We start from the raw sequence: 16,185 nt of genomic DNA on the forward strand, positions 1-16,185 counted from the left end.
GCGATGCCGACGGCGATGAAAGCACCACCACCATCACCATCGACGTGTACAACAGTTGCCTGAAAGCGCTCAGCGACACCGACGTCACGGTCTACGAAAAAGCCCTCGACCTGGTCAAGGATGGCCAGGACCTGGCCGCCGGTACGGTCGTCGGCAGTCAGCCGGGCAACACCGGGGAAACCGCCAGCGGCACGTTGGTCGGCTCGGTCAGTGGCGCCGTGGGCGCACTCACCTACGCGCTGGTCGGCAGCGGCGCCGGGGCTCATGGGCAAATCGTGCTCAGCTCCAACGGCACTTACACCTACACCCTGACGTCCCCGTCGAGCACCACGCCGAACGCCAATGACGGGCCGAACGTCACCCACGAAACCTTCACCTATCAGGCCACCGACTCGCTGGGCAACATCGTCACCAGCACCATCGTGGTCAACATCGTCGACGACGTGCCCACCGCCAGACCGGACGTGGACTCGGTGGTGGAGGGCGGTACCGTCAGCGGCAATGTGCTGGATAACGACACCGGCGGTGCAGATGGTCTGGGCGCGGTGATCGGCGTGCGCTTCGGCAGCAATACCTCGACGGCGGCCGTGGGCGGGCTCAACAGCCAGATCGACGGCAACTACGGTTACCTGACCCTCGATGCCAACGGCAACGCGGTCTATCACAGTAATCCGAACTCGGTCGGCGCTGCGGGCGCTACCGACACCTTTACCTACACCGTGCGCGATGGTGATGGCGATCTGAGCACCACCACCATCACCATTGATGTCTGCAACAGCAACATCAAAGCGCTCAGCGACACCGACGTCACGGTCTACGAAAAAGCCCTCGACCTGACCAAGGACGGCCAGGATCTGGCGGCGGGCTCTGTCGTCGGAAGCGATCCGGGCAATACCGGGGAAACCGGATCGGGCACTCTGGTCGGTTCGGTCACCGGAGCTGCGGGCGCCATCACTTATACGCTGGTCGGCAGCGGCACCGGGGCTTACGGGCAAATCGTGCTCAACTCGGACGGCACCTATACCTACACACTGACCTCGGCACCGAAAACCGCACCGGGCGCCAACGATGGTCCTAACACCCTGAGCGAAACTTTCACCTACAAAGCCACCGATGCAGGTGGAAACAGCACCACCAGCACCATCGTGGTCAACATCGTCGATGACGTGCCCAAGGCGGCGGCGGCAGAACGCTCCGTGGCGGCGGTGGAAATCGATTCGAACCTGCTGATCGTGCTCGACATCTCCGGCAGCATGGTCGACAACTCCGGTGTGCAAGGCCTGTCGCGTCTGGCATTGGCCAAGCAGGCAATCAGTGCCTTGCTGGACAAGTACGACGATCTGGGCGACGTCAAAGTACAGCTCGTCACCTTCAGCAGCAATGCGACCGACAGGACCTCGGTGTGGGTCGATGTGGCGACAGCGAAGACCCTGCTTGCCGGCCTCAGCGCGGGCGGCGGCACCAACTACGATGCTGCTGTGGCGACCATGAAAACTGCGTTCGCCACCTCCGGCAAGTTGACCGGGGCACAAAACATCGGCTACTTCTTTTCCGATGGCAAACCCAACGAAGGTGACATTGGCGCGGCGGATGAAGCTGCACTCAAAGCCTTCCTCGAGGCCAACAACATCAAGAACTATGCGATCGGACTGGGCAGCGGTGTGAGTAACGCCAACCTCGATCCGCTGGCGTATGACGGCAGTTCCCATACCGATACCAACGCGGTCCTGGTGACCGATCTCAATCAGCTCAACTCAGTGCTCTCGGGCACCGTGATCGGTGCGCCAGTCACCGGCACGCTGATGGAGGGCGGCACTTTTGGCGCCGACGGCGGCTTCATCAAATCCGTCGTGGTGGACGGCATCACCTACACCTATGACCCTAAAGGCAACAACAATCAGGGTTCGCTGACCGCCAGTAGCGTCACCAACCACGGCACGTTCAACACGGTGAACAACAGCATCAGTATTGCCACCAGCAATGGCGGCACCCTGGTGGTAAACCTCGATACTGGTGAGTACAGCTACACCTCGCAGAAAACCACTTCAACGGTCATCACTGAAAACATCGGCTTCACCGCCAGCGACAATGACGGCGACCTGGCCAGCTCAACGCTGACGGTCAAAGTCATTCCGAACGCGGCGCCGGTCGCGGTGGATGACCACATCATCACCAACGTGCTGTCGGGCACTATCGTGGTACCGGGCGAGTTGTTGTTGGCCAACGACACCGATTCCAACGACGATCAACTCTCGGCAGGTCCAATCTCGTTCAACACCGGCTGGGTATCGAAGGGTGCGGACTTTACCGGGACCAACTCGAACTTCAGCTTTACCGGCGGCAATGTCCGGGCCGTCACGATCGATCGCAGCGCCTTCGTCGCCAATACCGCGGCCATGACCGCCATGCTGGTGGTCAGTGGAACGCTGGGGTCGGTCAGCAGCAACAGCACCAATGACGAGGACCGTATCACCGTCAACCTCAAGCAGGGCGAAACCCTGAACCTGGACCACAACCTGGCCAGCGGTCATATCACGATGGAGTACTCGGTCAATGGCGGGGCCTATACGTCTGTCGCTGATGGCGAGACCATTACGGCGACTTCAGGCGGGGCTTACCAGATCCACATCGTCAACATTCCCAACGGCGGTAGCGGCGGCAATGGCTCCGAGAACTACCAGCTGACCATGACCCTCAACTACGCCGGAGGCCATGACAGCACCCCGGACTACCAAGGCACCTACAGCGCCAGCGACAACCACGGCGGTAGCGACACGGCCAACGTGAACATCAGCTATCAGGACGGCCACACCCTCACTGGCACAATCGGGCACGACACGTTGGTAGCCGGGACTGGCGACAATATCCTTAATGCCGGCGACGGCAACGACGTGCTCACCGCAGGCTCAGGCAATAACGAGATGCACGGCGAAGCTGGCAACGACTTGCTCTACAGCGGCACGGGCAACGACCTGCTCGACGGCGGCACCGGCATCGACACTGCGAGCTACGCCCACGCCACTGCCGGGGTCACCGTCAATCTTGGTTTGACCGGCGCGCAGAACACCGTTGGCGCGGGTTCGGACACCCTGAGCGGTATCGAAAACCTCGCCGGTTCGAACTTCAACGACACCCTGACCGGCGACAACAACAGCAATATCATCACTGGCGGCCTGGGCAACGACATACTCAGGGGCGAGGGTGGAGACGACTTCCTGATCGGCGGCCTGGGCACCAACACCCTCACCGGCGGCAGCGGCGCCGACACCTTCCAATGGCTCAAGGGCAACAGCGGTCACGACCTGATCACGGACTTCACCCCCGGTACCGACAAGCTCGACCTGTCGCAACTGCTGCAAGGTGAAAACGGCACCACGGCGTCGCTCGACGACTACCTGCACTTCACCGTCACCGGCAGTGGTGCCTCGGTCCTGACCAGCATCGACGTCAGCGCCATGGCCGGCGCTGCGCCAAACCAGACCATCGACCTCGCGGGCGTGGACCTGGCCAGCCACTACGGGGTGACGCCGGGTGCCGGCGGACTGGTAGCCGGGCCTGACACGGCGACCATCATCACCGGCATGCTCAACGATCATTCTTTGAAGGTCGATACCGTGTAATCCGAGATTCCGGGGGGAGCGAGCCTGCTCGTGATGGCGGTGGTTCAATCAACGACAGTGTTGAATGTGAAACCGCTTTCGCGAGCAGGCTCGCCACCCTATAGGGTCACCTACTTTCGATCACATGGGTTCGGGTGGCCCTATCAGTCGTCCCATGGCGCCGAACACACCCAATTCCTTGATTACCGCCAGTTCCCCACTGGTCTCGACCATTTCGGCAATCAACGGCAGATCAATGCTGTTGGTTGCGCGGAACATGGCGTCGATGAACAGGCGTTTGTCCGGTTGCTCGTCGATGCTGCGAACATAGGTGCCGTCGATTTTCAGATAGGCCAGTCCCAACTGGGTGAGATTGCCGATCTGGCTGAAGCGGCCGCCAAAATGCTGCAGGCCGAGGCGGTAACCGGTTTTGAGCAGGCTATGGCTCAGACTCTCCAGTTGTTCGGGGGAGGGCAGTTGGCGCTCGTCGATTTCCAGGGTCAGCAGCGGTGCAAGCTCGGGGAGGGAATCGAGCAGGTCGAGGATTTCCCTGAACTGTGTCTGATCACTCAGGGTGCTCCCGGACAGGCTCAATGCCAGCGGCCAGCGGTTGATCACCAGGTAATCCAGCGTAGCTTCGAGCATCGCCATGTCGAACCTTGCCGACCAGCCGAAGCGTTCGATCCACGGCAGGAAATGCCCGGCCGCAATCGCCTCCCCCTGTGGGTCGAGCAAGCGCGCCAGCACTTTGTGATGCAATACCTGGCTGGTGTCGGCGCATTGCACGACCGGTTGGAAGTACAGCTTTAACTTACCGTGTGTCAGCGCGTCGTCGATCCAGGTGCGCCAGTCGTGTTGAGTGTGATTGATCGCCGAGTCGCCCCGGCTCAGATGTATCCAGGGTCGTTCGGGGTGCTGCCGTGCTTCGGTCAATGCCTGATCAAGCCGTAGCCATACGTCACTCGCCGGCTCGCCGGGCCGGTAGGTGACGATGCCCAGATGGGCGACGGGCGTGCAGTCACTGGCAGCGGTCAGGCGCAGGTTTTCCAGGGAGGCGCTGACCTCAGCGGCGAGGTGTGCGGCCTCGTCGTTGTTCAGCCCGGGGGCCAACAGGCTGAATTCACCTCCGCGATTGCGTGCTGCCAGCCAGGTCCGCCGTTCCGGTAATTGCGTCAAACGGGTGAGCAACTCAGCGACGGCACCGATCAGTGCATCGGTGCGCTGACCGCCAAGGCGTTGGTTGAGTCCGACCAAATCGTTGATGCGCAACATCAGCAAATGACCGTCGCGACTTTGTTCGCCCGGCAGCAAGCGAACTGCCAGTTGTTCATCGAGCAAACGCCGGTTTGCCAGCCCCGTCAGGCTATCCAGATACGCTTGGGCCTGAAGTTTTTCACTGCGCGCAGCCTCTTCGGTGAACAGGGCCTTGAGCTTTTCGACCATCTGGTTCATGGCCAACACCACCCGTTTCAATTCCGGCGTGCGGGGCAGCTTCGGCAGGCTGAGAAATTCGCGTTTGCTGATGGCTTCGGCTTGCTTGACCATATTGTCGAGCGGCCGCAGCTGCCGGCGCAACAGCCATCCTCCGAACACGGCACTGAGCAATCCGCACAACAGCAACCAGATCAGGCTGCCGAGGGTGCTGTCCCAAAGTTTGGCCAGGGCAAACTGCGGATTGCTCAGGACTTCAACCCGCGCCACTTGTTCCCAGCCGCGCATGATCAGCGCATCGCCACCTTCGGGGCGCAGATGGACCAGCCTGACGAACCAGCGCGGAACACCGTCGATTGGCGTGGACGTGCTGCGCTCCACCAACGCTTGGTCATTCTTGATGTCGACAATGCGGATGGTGCTGAAATAACCGCTGTCGAAAATCGAGCTGACCATCAGCTCGACCATTGCCGGGTCATCGATTTGCGTCGTCAGGGACAACCCCAGGGCAGTGGCCGCATCCTGAGCGTGGGCGCGCAGCTGGCTGAGCGTCTGCTCACGCGAGGTTTCCAGGCTGACAAAAAAACTGCCACTGAACGCCACCAGCAGGAACAGGCAGATGGCCAGAAACAACTGTTTGCGCAATGTCATGAAATTGCTCCTTGCTGTTGCGGCTAGCCATCGCCGACATCGAACCCTTCGGCCTGCATCTTTTTCAGCACGTCCTGCCAGCGCGACAGTTTTTTCGAATCGCTGCTGCGCTGGCCGCCGTTCTTGCCCGGCAGGTACAGGCCTTCGGCGTTGAAGGCATATACCGGCAACAGGTCTTTGCGCTGGGAGGCGGGGCGGATTTCGCCGATCAGGTTGTCCAGCACCAGCGGTTCGGACGTCGGGCTGCTGTAATAGGTCAGCACCATGTGTGCCTGGTTCTGGTTCAAGGCTTTGACATAAGTAATGCGCAGTTTTTCGCTGGGGACGCCGAGTTGGCGCAGGCTGAAATATTTGGCCAGGGCATAGTCCTCGCAGTCGGCAGCACCCTTGTTCAGGGCTTCGACGGGGGTGGCCCAGTAGTCGGTCTGATGCCAGATGCGCGTGTCGTCTTGAAAGGTCAACTGCTGATTGAAGAAACGATTGACCGCAGTCAGTTGCTCGCGCTCAGGTGCGCCTCGTTCGCCTTGGAGCATTTGGCCCCACGCCTCGATCCGACCACGGGCGGGGCCGAGAGGGCCGTAGCGTTTTTCGACGGAACGCAGGATTTGCGCGAAATCCCAGTCGGCCTGGACAGTTTGCAGGGCAGTGAAAAAGCAACTGGCCAGCAGCAGCCACCCGCCGAACCGGAGTCGGAGCGCTGGCCATCCTTGACTACGCGGACTGCGGGGCATGTCGGGCTGCTCAAATGCAGATTGGTGAAGTCTAGGTGGAGTTTGTAGCTAGCGCTCGGTCTGTTGAGTAATGGGTGTGCGTGTGAACATCGACCCAGAAACTCAGGACTTGCGCAAAGTCTTCTGCCGCAAGATATAAATCGTCACCAACAGTGCACTGGTCAGCATAAACCCCCGCGCCCATGGCATCGGCACCAGATAGCAGGAAAACAGAATGCTCACCCACATCAGGCCGATGGCGTAGACCTTGCCCTTGAGCGGAATACCGTTGCCGTCGAGGTAGTCGCGAATCCATGGCCCGAGCCGCGGATGTTCCACCAGCCAATGATAGAAACGCGGTGAACTGCGGGCGAAACAGGCGGCCGCGAGCAACAGGAAGGGGGTGGTGGGCAGTACGGGCAGGAAAATACCAATCACCCCCAACGCTACGCTCAGCCAGCCGATGGCCAGCAGCACGTAGCGCAACATCAGGGGGCGGTTGCCTATGGGGTTGTCCATAGGCAGGACCTTAATGGTGGCGTGGCTTGAGGATCGCCGGTTTTTCGTCTGGTGCGTTGCACAGCAGGTACAGCGCAGTCAGGGCTTCCGGGATCTGCACGATCATGTCGTCCATCAGGTTGGCATCCTTGGCGATGTCTTCGAACTCTGGCTGTTCGTCGAACAGGCCCGAGCCGACCATGATCGGCAGCAGCATTTCGCTGACTTCTTCTTCGGCGCTCTCGAACCAGGCTGCTTCGCGCAGGAACACGCCTTCCATGAAACCGATGCACCAGCCGCGCAGGTCGGAATCATCCGGCTCTTCGCCCAGGTCCAGGTCGCATGGCAACTCGAACTCTTCATCGGAGGCCAGTTGACGGGCGATGTGGGCCTTGAGGCCGATCAGGGTGGCTTCGATCTCTTCGCGTTGAGCTTCGCTGCTGTAATGCGGCTCTTCGGCGAAGAGCGCATCGATCCATTCGCGATCAGGAACGTCTTCGGAACAGATCGAAAGCGCGGTGAGATAGCCGTGTGCGGCCACGTAGTCCAGCGCCTCGTCATGCAGTTCGTCGGCGTCGAGGAAGACTTGCAGGCGGGTTAGTTGCTCAGCGAAGGACATTAAAGGACTACCTTGGGGAATGTTCGATGCGGGAATTCTAGGCCTTCTTGAGCGCTTGGGCCAGCCGCGCGGCATATTTGCCTCCCTATTAATGTAGGAGCTGCCGAAGGCTGCGATCTTTTGATCTTGAAAAACAAAATCAAAAGATTGCAGCCTTCGCCAGCTCCTGCCGGATCAGGTTTGACTTATCAGCGGCACCCTTTGCCGGACAGCGCTCGGGTATACTCGCGCGTTTTGTGATGCCCTGCTGGCGTCATGGCTCAGATGTGAAGCGTCATGCAACGCGCCCTTACTCTTTTTTGGTGCAGCGTTGCGGGTTCTGAACCAGCCTTGCAGGGATGTTTCGGTGATTTTTGGAGTTTTTATGCTCGAACAGGCTCAACGCGTCCTCAAGGACATCTTCGGCTACGACAGTTTCCGTGGCCGCCAGGGTGCAATCATTGAGCGCGTGGCCAGCGGCGGCGATGCCCTGGTTTTGATGCCTACCGGTGGCGGCAAGTCCCTGTGCTTCCAGGTCCCGGCGCTGCTGCGAGAAGGCCTGGCGGTGGTGGTGTCGCCGCTGATTGCGTTGATGGACGATCAGGTTGCCACTCTCGAAGAGCTGGGTGTAGCTGCTGCGGCATTGAACTCCACGCTCAGCGCCGAGCAGCAGCGCGACCTCGCGGCCCGCATCAAGCGCGGTGAGGTGAAAATGCTCTACCTCGCCCCCGAACGCCTGGTCCAGCCGCGCATGTTGTCGTTCCTGCAAGGGCTGAACATCGCCTTGTTCGCCATCGACGAAGCCCACTGCGTATCGCAATGGGGTCACGACTTCCGCCCGGAATACCTGCAATTGGGCCAGTTGGCGGAAATATTCCCCGACGTACCGCGCATCGCCCTGACCGCCACTGCCGACAAGCGCACCCGGGAAGAAATCGTCACCCGTCTGCATTTGCAGGATGCCGAGCGCTTTCTTTCGAGTTTCGACCGCCCCAATATTTTCTATCGCATCGTGCCCAAGGAACAGCCGCGCAAGCAGTTGCTGGCGTTCCTCGCCGAACGGCGCAGCGATGCGGGCATCGTTTACTGCCTGTCTCGGAAAAAGGTCGAGGAAGTCGCAGCTTTCCTCAGCGAACAAGGCTTTCCGGCGCTGCCGTACCACGCCGGCCTGCCGAACGATTTGCGCGCCTATCACCAGAAGCGCTTCCTCAACGAGGAAGGCCTGATCATGGTCGCCACCGTCGCGTTCGGCATGGGCATCGATAAACCCAACGTGCGGTTTGTCGCGCACCTCGATTTGCCGAAATCCCTTGAGGCCTATTACCAGGAAACCGGTCGCGGCGGCCGTGACGGCTTGCCGGCGGACGCGTGGATGGCCTACGGCCTGCAAGACGTGGTGATGCTCAAACAGATGTTGCAGAACTCCGAAGGCGACGAGCGTCACAAGCGCCTGGAGCAGCACAAGCTCGACGCGATGCTGTCGCTGTGCGAGGAAACCCGCTGCCGCCGCCAGACCTTGCTGGCCTACTTCGACGAGGACATGCCCGAACCTTGCGGTCACTGCGATAACTGTGTCGATGGCGTGCAGACCTGGGACGCCACCGAGCCGGCGCGTCAGGCGCTCTCGGCGATTTACCGCACCGGCCAGCGCTATGGCGTCGGGCATCTGGTGGACGTGTTGTTGGGCAAGGACAACGAGAAGGTCCGCAGCTTCGGTCATCAGCACCTGTCGGTGTTCGGGGTCGGCAAGGCGAGGGCCGAGAGCGAATGGCGCTCGTTGTTCCGACAGTTGGTGGCGCGCGGTCTGGCTGACGTCGACCATGAAGGGTATGGCGGCCTGCGCTTGAGCGATACCTGTCGGCCGCTACTCAAGGGCGAAGTGACCCTGGAATTGCGTCGCGACCTCAAGGTGCAAACCACCGCTAAAAGCAGCAAGAGCCAGGCCAGTCAACTGGTCCGTGGGGAGGAACGCGAGCAATGGGAGGCCTTGCGTGCCTTGCGTCGCAAACTCGCCGAGGAGCATGGCGTACCGCCGTACGTCATCTTCCCTGACTCGACCCTGCTGGAAATGCTGCGCAGCCAGCCGACTTCCCTGGCAGAAATGGCCACGGTCAGCGGCGTTGGCGCGCGCAAACTGGAACGCTATGGCGAGGCCTTCCTCGAAGTCCTCGGTGGTCAGGTCGAGGCCCCGAAGGTCGTGGCCGACGTGCGCCACGAACTGATCACACTGGCCCGGGCCGGCATGACGCCGTTGCAGATTGCCGGTCAGTTGCAGTGCTCGGAGAAGAACGTCTACACCATGCTGGCCGAAGCGATCGGCAAGCAGCAGTTGTCGCTGGAGCAGGCGCTGGATCTGCCTGAAGACCTCATGGGTGAAGTCCAGGACGCTTTCCTTGATGGCGAGGGCGAGTTGCCGCCGGTTTCCGAGATTGCGGCGCTGTTTGCCGGCAGGGTGCCGGAAGGGGTTTTGTATTGCGTTCGTGCAGCCTTGCAGTCTGAATTCGAAATTTGAGTGATTAGTACAGCTGATGTAACGATTCACTAACGATCAAGCCTTGCTTCGTGCCAAGGCTCATGCTTAGCTGACTAATAATTAGTATTTCTCTATTTTAGTCTGATCATGAGTCTTTTATGCCGTTAACCGAACCCCACCGATTTGGTATGCAACTGGCCCAGATGTCTCGCGGCTGGCGTGCCGAACTGGACCGTCGCCTGGCTGGCCTGGGGCTGTCCCAGGCGCGTTGGCTGGTGCTGCTGCATCTGGCCCGTTTCAACGACGCACCGACCCAACGTGAGCTGGCGCAAAGTGTCGGTGTCGAAGGACCGACTCTGGCCCGGTTGCTCGATAGCCTCGAAGGGCAGGGACTGGTGCAACGGCAGGCGGTTCTGGAAGATCGTCGGGCAAAAAAAATCGTCCTCTGCGCGCCGGCGCGTCCCCTGATCGAACAAATTGAAACCATCGCCAATCAGCTTCGTCACGAATTGTTCGAAGGCGTGGAAGAAGCGGATCTCAAGGTGTGCATGCGGGTTCACGGCCACATACTGGCCAACCTTGAAAAATCTTGAGGCATAACTGACCGTCAGGCTTGAGAGAAGCAGCGTCACGCGGACTATAAGAACTACTTGGCAATATCGTGTTCGTACCGGATGTGCGAATACGTGCGGGTCGGTTCTCGTTTTCCAAAGGATGCTCATGCTCAAGCGCTGGCGATTGGTTTTATGCAGTTGTTCCCGAGTAATGCTTGCTCTCGCCGCTGTCACTTACCCGGCGTTGGCGCCCGCGTTGGGCTTGGGTGATATCGCCCTTCATTCGGCGTTGAATCAACCATTGCGTGCCGAGATTACGCTCGTGGATGTCGCCGGGCTTGAAGAGGGCGAGCTTTCGGCCACGCTGGCGACGGCCGACGAGTTCAGGCGCGCAGGGGTCGATCGGGCAGTGTTTCTCGACAACCTGACATTCACTCCGGTCTTGCGGGGCAATCGCAGGCTGATCCAGGTGACGTCCAGCAAACCGGTGAATGAGCCGTTCCTGAACTTCCTCGTGCAGGTCAATCAGACCAATGGCCGATTGGTGCGCGAGTACACGCTGTTGATCGATCCGCCGGGTTCACCGGAGATTGTGCCCGCGACGGATGAGCCGGTTTTCAGTCCTTCCTCTGCCTTCCCCAGCGTGCAACCGGCCGTCGTGGCTCCGCCGGCGCCAGTCCAGCCGTCGCTGAAATCCGAGTCCGTTCAATCAGCTTCAGCACCCGACACAGTCCCCGCTGCCGAGCAATTAGCGGCCAGTATCCTGCAAAACCGTCAGCTGCAAATCACTGTCGATGAGCTCAATGCAAAGCTTCGGGGCCAGGACAAGGAGATTTCGGTTCAGCAAAAACAGCTGGCGCAGCTGCAGTCCCGGCTGGTGGCGCTCAAGAGTGCGCAGGCTGAGCCGGTTTCCCCCGCTTTGGAAGTTGTTGAAGAATCCGACACTGACTGGTTGCAGGCTGCCAGGTTGCCACTGCTGGCGGTGTTGCTGGTACTGGGCTGGTTGTTGCTTCGTCAGCGTCGTTTATCTCGATCCGAGCCCTCGACCGAGCAGCCATCAGAAGCTGAGTCGATGGTTGATCTGCGGGGGGCCGATCGCGCGATGCAATCGGCTTGCGCGCAGCATGGCGAGATTCCAGTGGATCAGGAGCACATGCTTCAGGACGCCCCTGCGCGTTATCCGCAGCTCGCGTATTTCGCTCCCGTCGTTGATACAACGATGGCCTCTGCGGCCCCGCCCGAAGATGTGCCTGAGGAACCATACCGGCTTGAGCCTGAGGACCTGTCCATGAACTCAAGTTGGGAGCTGATCAATCCGTATGAAAGTGCCAGGCCTGCCGCCTTGAACGAGATCGAAGCAACAATGGAATGGGTATTGGAGCCTGATTCGCAGCCACGGGACGACCCCAAGCGTACAGCCCGGAACCAGCAAGCCGGGCTATCATGACGGCGTCCTCAGATCCTGGAGTTTCGCCTCGTCATGACCACCAGCAAACCGGAAATCATCATCACCTATTGCACCCAATGCCAATGGCTGTTGCGCGCGGCATGGCTGGCCCAGGAACTGCTCAGTACCTTTGGTGATGATTTGGGCAAAGTCTCCCTGGTGCCGGGCACGGGCGGGGTCTTTCATATTTTCTGCGGCGATGTGCAGATCTGGGAGCGTAAGGCGGACGGTGGTTTTCCTGAAGCCAAGGTCCTCAAGCAGCGGGTCCGTGATCAGATCGATCCGGACCGCGACCTGGGGCACAGCGACCGGACTCAGTGAGACGAAGCCTGAGTGGCAGTGGCTTGGTTGGGGGAGCCACTTGAGAGCCTGCTGGACACTACGATCGCCACGATAATCAAACCACCGCCGAGCAGCATGCGCAGGGTCGGGTTTTCATCGAACAACAGCCACGCCACGGTAATGCCGTAAACCGGCTCCAGGGCAAACACCACGGCGGCGGTGCGAGCCTTGATCACGGCGAGACTGGCGACAAACAGGCTGTGGGCGACACCGGTGCAGAATACGCCGAGCAGACCGATCCACAGCCAGTCGAGGGCACGCACTTCGCTCAATTGCGGTGCTGCCACTGGTAGCAGGCACAGGGCAACCACCACGTTCTGACACAAGGCGGCTTGCACGGGCGGTACTCGCCCGGAGCTGGCGCGGTTGGTCAGCGACAGCAGTGAGAAGAGCAAGCCGGAAGCCACCGCCCAAAGCAGGCCCGTGGTGGCGCCGCTGGCCAGATCGAAGTCCGGCGTGACCAGCACCAGGCCAATGCTGACAAGCACCACCAGCAGGATTTCATTGGCACGGATGCGCTCGCGGAAAATCAGTCCTTCGAGAATTACGGTAAACGCCGGGAAACTGGCAAAACCCAATGTTGCGATTGCAACGCCCGCAACTTTCACCGCAATGAAGAAACTCACCCAGTGCCCGGCCAGCAACAGACCGCTGAGCAACAGGCGGCGCCAGTCCACGGCTTCGAGTTTTTGCCAGCGTGTCTGGCTGGCAAACCGGGCAAAAAATGCCAGGGCCAATACGGCGAATGCAGCACGACCAAAAACGATGATCGCCGGTGAAGCGGCAGCGAGTTTGCCGAACACGCCGGTCAGGCCAAACATCAGTGCACCAATATGCAGGGCGCCAAGGGCGGTACGGGGAGTCATTGCAATCCTTAACAGTAAAATCATGTAGGCGCTGACGGAGGTTGCGATTTTTTGATCTTGATCTTGAAAAAAACAACGTCAAAAGATCGCCCGAGCGCGGACCGAGCCTCCGGCAGCTCCTACATTGAACCGTGCGGCCCCGTGGTGTCTGTCGGCAAACTAGCGTTTTTTGTCGCCAGCCTCGCGCCGCAGTTTCCCGGGCGAGGCGCCGAACTCCCGTAGCACCGCCGCCGCAAACGCACTCTGCGAGCTATACCCGACCCGACAGGCAATTTCGCCAATGGGCAGCGCTGAGGTGCGCAGTAAGTCCACGGCGATGTGCAGGCGGCGGCTGCGAATGTAGTCCATCGGTGTCTGCCCGCATTCGGCCACGAATCGCGCGTGCAAGCGAGCATTGGACAGCCCGGCCACACGCGCCAGGTCGGCGACTTGCAAAGGATAGGCTGCGTACTGATCGATGTGCGCATTCAGCGCGGCGTAGGGCAGGCGCCGACCGCCGATGGCTTCAGGCCCGACCTTGTTGAGACTGGCCAGCAGCAAGACCGCGCCCTGTTGCGCAATCAGCGGATCATCGACCGGGCTGTTCGCCAGCCAATGCACCAATTGGCTTTGCCCGGCATCCAGTGCCAGCCGACCGGCATTGTCGAGCAGGCGTCGGCTCGAATCGGCGTGATCACCCAGCGACTGCGCCACCCATTGCTCGCTGGGCACGTCCAACACCAGGCAACGGCTGCCATTGGCGCTACCGCAAGCATGATGGGCGCCGGACGGTATCACCACGAAGCTCTGCTGAACCACCTGACTGCCATGGCCGCCGACCTCGAAATCCAGCGCGCCCGACAGCCCGAACACCAGTTGCGCGTGTTCGTGGCTGTGAACGATCAGGTCGTGGCTGTACTGGCGTAGCGTGAGGATCGGTCTCATCGCAGTTCTCCCGGGTCAGGCCGCCAGTCTACACCGAGTGAGCATGCAAACGCCGTCACAGGACTGACTTGGCGCTGTCATGGACCATTAACCGCTCCGGCGCAGACTGGCCAAAAATTGCCAGAGGGTTGCCCATGACCAGCGCCGAGCTCGCCAAACCCACCCGTAAGCAACGCGTGCGGACTTTGTGGATTTCCGACGTGCATCTGGGTACGCGGGATTGTCAGGCTGAACACCTTTCGCAATTTCTCAAGGGCTACCACGCGGACAAGGTTTACCTGGTCGGCGACATCATCGATGGCTGGAAACTGCGCGGTGGCATGTACTGGCCCCAGGCGCACACCAATGTGATCCGACGCTTGCTGACCATGAGCAAGCGCGGCACCGAGGTGATTTATGTCACCGGCAACCACGACGAATTCCTGCGCCGTTATTCGAAGCTGATACTGGGCAATATCCAGCTGGTCGACGAGGCCGTGCATGTCACCGCCGATGGCCGGCATCTGCTGGTGATTCACGGCGACCAGTTCGATGTGATCACCCGTTACCACCGCTGGCTGGCGTTCCTCGGCGACTGGGCCTACGAGTTCACCCTGACCCTCAATCGCTGGCTAAACCACTGGCGGGCGCATTATGGCTACGGTTACTGGTCGCTGTCGGCGTACCTCAAGCACAAGGTCAAAACCGCGGTCAGTTTTATCAGCGACTTCGAAGAAGCCATCGCCCATGAGTGCGTCAAACGCGAACTGCATGGCGTGGTGTGTGGGCACATTCACCATGCGGAGATCCGCAAGGTGGGCGGGGTGGATTACCTCAATTGCGGGGATTGGGTGGAATCGTGCACGGCGTTGATCGAGCACTGGGATGGCACGATCGAGTTGTATCGGTTGGCCGATGCCCAGGTGCGGGAGGTGCAGTTGAAGGCTTCGAAAGTCGAAGAACTGGCTTGAAAAGATCGCAGCCTGCGGCAACTCCTACAGAGAGTCGTGATTGTAGAAGCTGCCGCAGGCTGCGATCTTTTAACTTCAGGCTGGCGATTGTTCTTCCATCGCAGCCTTGTAGATGGAATTCTTCGGCTGCGCAAACAACCGCTCCATCATCGGCTCGAAGAAGCTCAGCGGCAGCGTATCGTATTCTGGATCAAACGCCGCGGCATCGTACTTTGCGCAGAATTCGGCCGTCGCCTGATATTGCGGATGGTCCTTGAATTGCTCGCGTAGGTGCCGGTCCATGCCCAGGTGATGGAAGAAATAGTAACCCTGGAAAATCCCGTGTTTCTCCACCATCCACAAGTTTTCGGCGCTGACGAATGGCTTGAGGATCGCCGCAGCAATGTCCGGGTGGTTAAAGGAACCCAGGGTGTCGCCGATATCGTGAAGAAGGGCGCAAACCACGTACTCTTCGTCGCGGCCATCGCGCCAGGCGCGGGTGGCGGTTTGCAGGGAGTGTGTGAGGCGATCCACCGGGAACCCGCCAAAGTCACCCTCCAGCAACTTCAGGTGCGCCACAATCCGGGTCGGCAATTGTCGGGCGTAAGCACTGAAGTCTTCCGCGATGATCGCCCAGTCTTCCTCCGTGCCATCCTTCATGTGGGTGAAACGGGCATTGGCATTCATCGGCAGGTCTCCCGCGGCGTATGACTAGAACGGAACGCGCCCCAGAATCATGTCCCGGTACATCACGAAGTCACCGAGCAGGCTATAGAGGGGATGTTGAAAGGTGGCCGGGCGGTTCTTCTCGAAGAAAAAGTGCCCGACCCAGGCGAAGCTGTAACCCGCCAGCGGCAGGGCCCACAACAGCATCCACGCACCACGACCGATGGTCAGCGCCAGAATGAAAATGACCAGGGTTGTGCCGATAAAATGCAATCGTCGACAAGTACTGTCGCTGTGTTCGCTGAGGTAGTACGGATAGAACTCAGCGAAGCTGTTGAAACGCTTGATGTTATCCACGACTGCGATCTCTGTGGTTATTGTTCTGACGGCAACTTGTTCTGCGGGTAGCTTATTTGAGTCTAGAGTGATCATTGGTATCAGCCAGTGACAATAGGCGCCACTTTAGTATCCTTTCGGAAATCAGCCGCGACGAGACG

At 60.0% G+C, this 16,185-nt stretch carries 14 protein-coding genes; 6 read left to right on the top strand and 8 right to left on the bottom strand.

Annotated elements, in window-relative coordinates; genetic code table 11:
- Positions 1–3,620 (top strand): S-layer family protein (locus AD668_RS07455; protein ID WP_156322314.1); only part of this gene is annotated, 3,620 nt, incomplete at its 5' end.
- Positions 3,621–3,740: 120 nt separating this feature from the next.
- Here the strand turns inward: AD668_RS07455 and lapD are convergent.
- From lapD to AD668_RS07475, 4 genes are all read right to left on the bottom strand, one after another.
- Positions 3,741–5,681 carry a cyclic di-GMP receptor LapD gene (gene lapD, locus AD668_RS07460; protein ID WP_053156422.1) on the bottom strand — a complete coding sequence of 647 codons (1,941 nt, stop codon included), beginning with the start codon at positions 5,679–5,681 and terminating at the stop codon, positions 3,741–3,743.
- 23 nt (positions 5,682–5,704) lie between these two features.
- On the bottom strand, positions 5,705–6,412 hold the full coding sequence (lapG, locus tag AD668_RS07465; protein WP_053156426.1) for a cysteine protease LapG: 708 nt from the start codon (positions 6,410–6,412) through the stop codon (positions 5,705–5,707).
- Positions 6,413–6,514: 102 nt separating this feature from the next.
- Positions 6,515–6,910: a YbaN family protein gene (locus AD668_RS07470; RefSeq protein WP_053156429.1), complete on the bottom strand. Its 396-nt coding sequence runs from the start codon at positions 6,908–6,910 to the stop codon at positions 6,515–6,517.
- 10 nt (positions 6,911–6,920) lie between these two features.
- Complete coding sequence (locus AD668_RS07475; protein ID WP_053156432.1) at positions 6,921–7,508, bottom strand: YecA family protein; 588 nt, start codon at positions 7,506–7,508, stop codon at positions 6,921–6,923.
- A 364-nt stretch (positions 7,509–7,872) separates the two neighbouring features.
- Here AD668_RS07475 and recQ point away from each other — a divergent pair, with 364 nt between their 5' ends.
- The 4 genes from recQ (at position 7,873) to AD668_RS07495 (ending at position 12,282) form a co-directional block, all read left to right on the top strand.
- Positions 7,873–9,999 carry a DNA helicase RecQ gene (recQ, locus tag AD668_RS07480; protein WP_053156436.1) on the top strand — a complete coding sequence of 709 codons (2,127 nt, stop codon included), beginning with the start codon at positions 7,873–7,875 and terminating at the stop codon, positions 9,997–9,999.
- A gap of 119 nt (positions 10,000–10,118) precedes the next feature.
- Entirely contained in the window at positions 10,119–10,553 is a 435-nt protein-coding gene (locus AD668_RS07485) for a MarR family transcriptional regulator (protein ID WP_053156439.1), read from the top strand.
- 127 nt (positions 10,554–10,680) lie between these two features.
- Positions 10,681–11,961, top strand: a complete 1,281-nt coding sequence (locus tag AD668_RS07490; RefSeq protein ID WP_156322315.1) for a FimV family protein — start codon at positions 10,681–10,683, stop codon at positions 11,959–11,961.
- 33 nt (positions 11,962–11,994) lie between these two features.
- The gene (locus AD668_RS07495) at positions 11,995–12,282 is read left to right on the top strand and encodes a SelT/SelW/SelH family protein (RefSeq protein WP_053156445.1); all 288 of its coding nucleotides are present in this window, start codon (positions 11,995–11,997) and stop codon (positions 12,280–12,282) included.
- Here the strand turns inward: AD668_RS07495 and AD668_RS07500 are convergent.
- A complete protein-coding gene (locus AD668_RS07500) occupies positions 12,276–13,169 on the bottom strand; it encodes a DMT family transporter (RefSeq protein WP_053156448.1) in 894 nt (297 codons plus the stop codon). The two genes, AD668_RS07495 and AD668_RS07500, sit on opposite strands and share 7 nt — an antisense overlap.
- 159 nt (positions 13,170–13,328) lie before the next feature.
- On the bottom strand, positions 13,329–14,093 hold the full coding sequence (locus AD668_RS07505) for an AraC family transcriptional regulator (RefSeq protein ID WP_053156451.1): 765 nt from the start codon (positions 14,091–14,093) through the stop codon (positions 13,329–13,331).
- Positions 14,094–14,227: 134 nt separating this feature from the next.
- Here AD668_RS07505 and AD668_RS07510 point away from each other — a divergent pair, with 134 nt between their 5' ends.
- The gene (locus tag AD668_RS07510) at positions 14,228–15,043 is read left to right on the top strand and encodes a UDP-2,3-diacylglucosamine diphosphatase (RefSeq protein WP_053156453.1); all 816 of its coding nucleotides are present in this window, start codon (positions 14,228–14,230) and stop codon (positions 15,041–15,043) included.
- A gap of 75 nt (positions 15,044–15,118) precedes the next feature.
- On the opposite strand, the gene AD668_RS07515 is transcribed toward AD668_RS07510, so the two are convergent.
- On the bottom strand, positions 15,119–15,709 hold the full coding sequence (locus AD668_RS07515) for an HD domain-containing protein (RefSeq protein ID WP_053156456.1): 591 nt from the start codon (positions 15,707–15,709) through the stop codon (positions 15,119–15,121).
- 24 nt (positions 15,710–15,733) lie between these two features.
- Positions 15,734–16,045 (bottom strand): DUF962 domain-containing protein, encoded by a 312-nt coding sequence (locus AD668_RS07520; RefSeq protein ID WP_053156458.1) that lies wholly within the window; start codon positions 16,043–16,045, stop codon positions 15,734–15,736.
- Between the last annotated feature and the right edge of the window lie 140 nt (positions 16,046–16,185).

Origin of the sequence: Pseudomonas sp. P1.8 (assembly GCF_001269805.1) — a bacterium.
Classification (GTDB): domain Bacteria; phylum Pseudomonadota; class Gammaproteobacteria; order Pseudomonadales; family Pseudomonadaceae; genus Aquipseudomonas.

Bases quoted from the DNA above. Each gene is read 5' to 3' on its own strand.
- AD668_RS07515 (WP_053156456.1), bottom strand. From the start codon at position 15,709: ATGAATGCCAATGCCCGTTTCACCCACATGAAGGATGGCACGGAGGAA.
- AD668_RS07505 (WP_053156451.1), bottom strand. From the start codon at position 14,093: ATGAGACCGATCCTCACGCTACGCCAGTACAGCCACGACCTGATCGTT.
- AD668_RS07490 (WP_156322315.1), top strand. From the start codon at position 10,681: ATGCTCAAGCGCTGGCGATTGGTTTTATGCAGTTGTTCCCGAGTAATG.
- AD668_RS07510 (WP_053156453.1), top strand. From the start codon at position 14,228: ATGACCAGCGCCGAGCTCGCCAAACCCACCCGTAAGCAACGCGTGCGG.
- AD668_RS07495 (WP_053156445.1), top strand. From the start codon at position 11,995: ATGACCACCAGCAAACCGGAAATCATCATCACCTATTGCACCCAATGC.
- AD668_RS07500 (WP_053156448.1), bottom strand. From the start codon at position 13,169: ATGACTCCCCGTACCGCCCTTGGCGCCCTGCATATTGGTGCACTGATG.
- lapD (WP_053156422.1), bottom strand. From the start codon at position 5,681: ATGACATTGCGCAAACAGTTGTTTCTGGCCATCTGCCTGTTCCTGCTG.
- AD668_RS07475 (WP_053156432.1), bottom strand. From the start codon at position 7,508: ATGTCCTTCGCTGAGCAACTAACCCGCCTGCAAGTCTTCCTCGACGCC.
- AD668_RS07470 (WP_053156429.1), bottom strand. From the start codon at position 6,910: ATGGACAACCCCATAGGCAACCGCCCCCTGATGTTGCGCTACGTGCTG.
- lapG (WP_053156426.1), bottom strand. From the start codon at position 6,412: ATGCCCCGCAGTCCGCGTAGTCAAGGATGGCCAGCGCTCCGACTCCGG.
- recQ (WP_053156436.1), top strand. From the start codon at position 7,873: ATGCTCGAACAGGCTCAACGCGTCCTCAAGGACATCTTCGGCTACGAC.
- AD668_RS07485 (WP_053156439.1), top strand. From the start codon at position 10,119: ATGCCGTTAACCGAACCCCACCGATTTGGTATGCAACTGGCCCAGATG.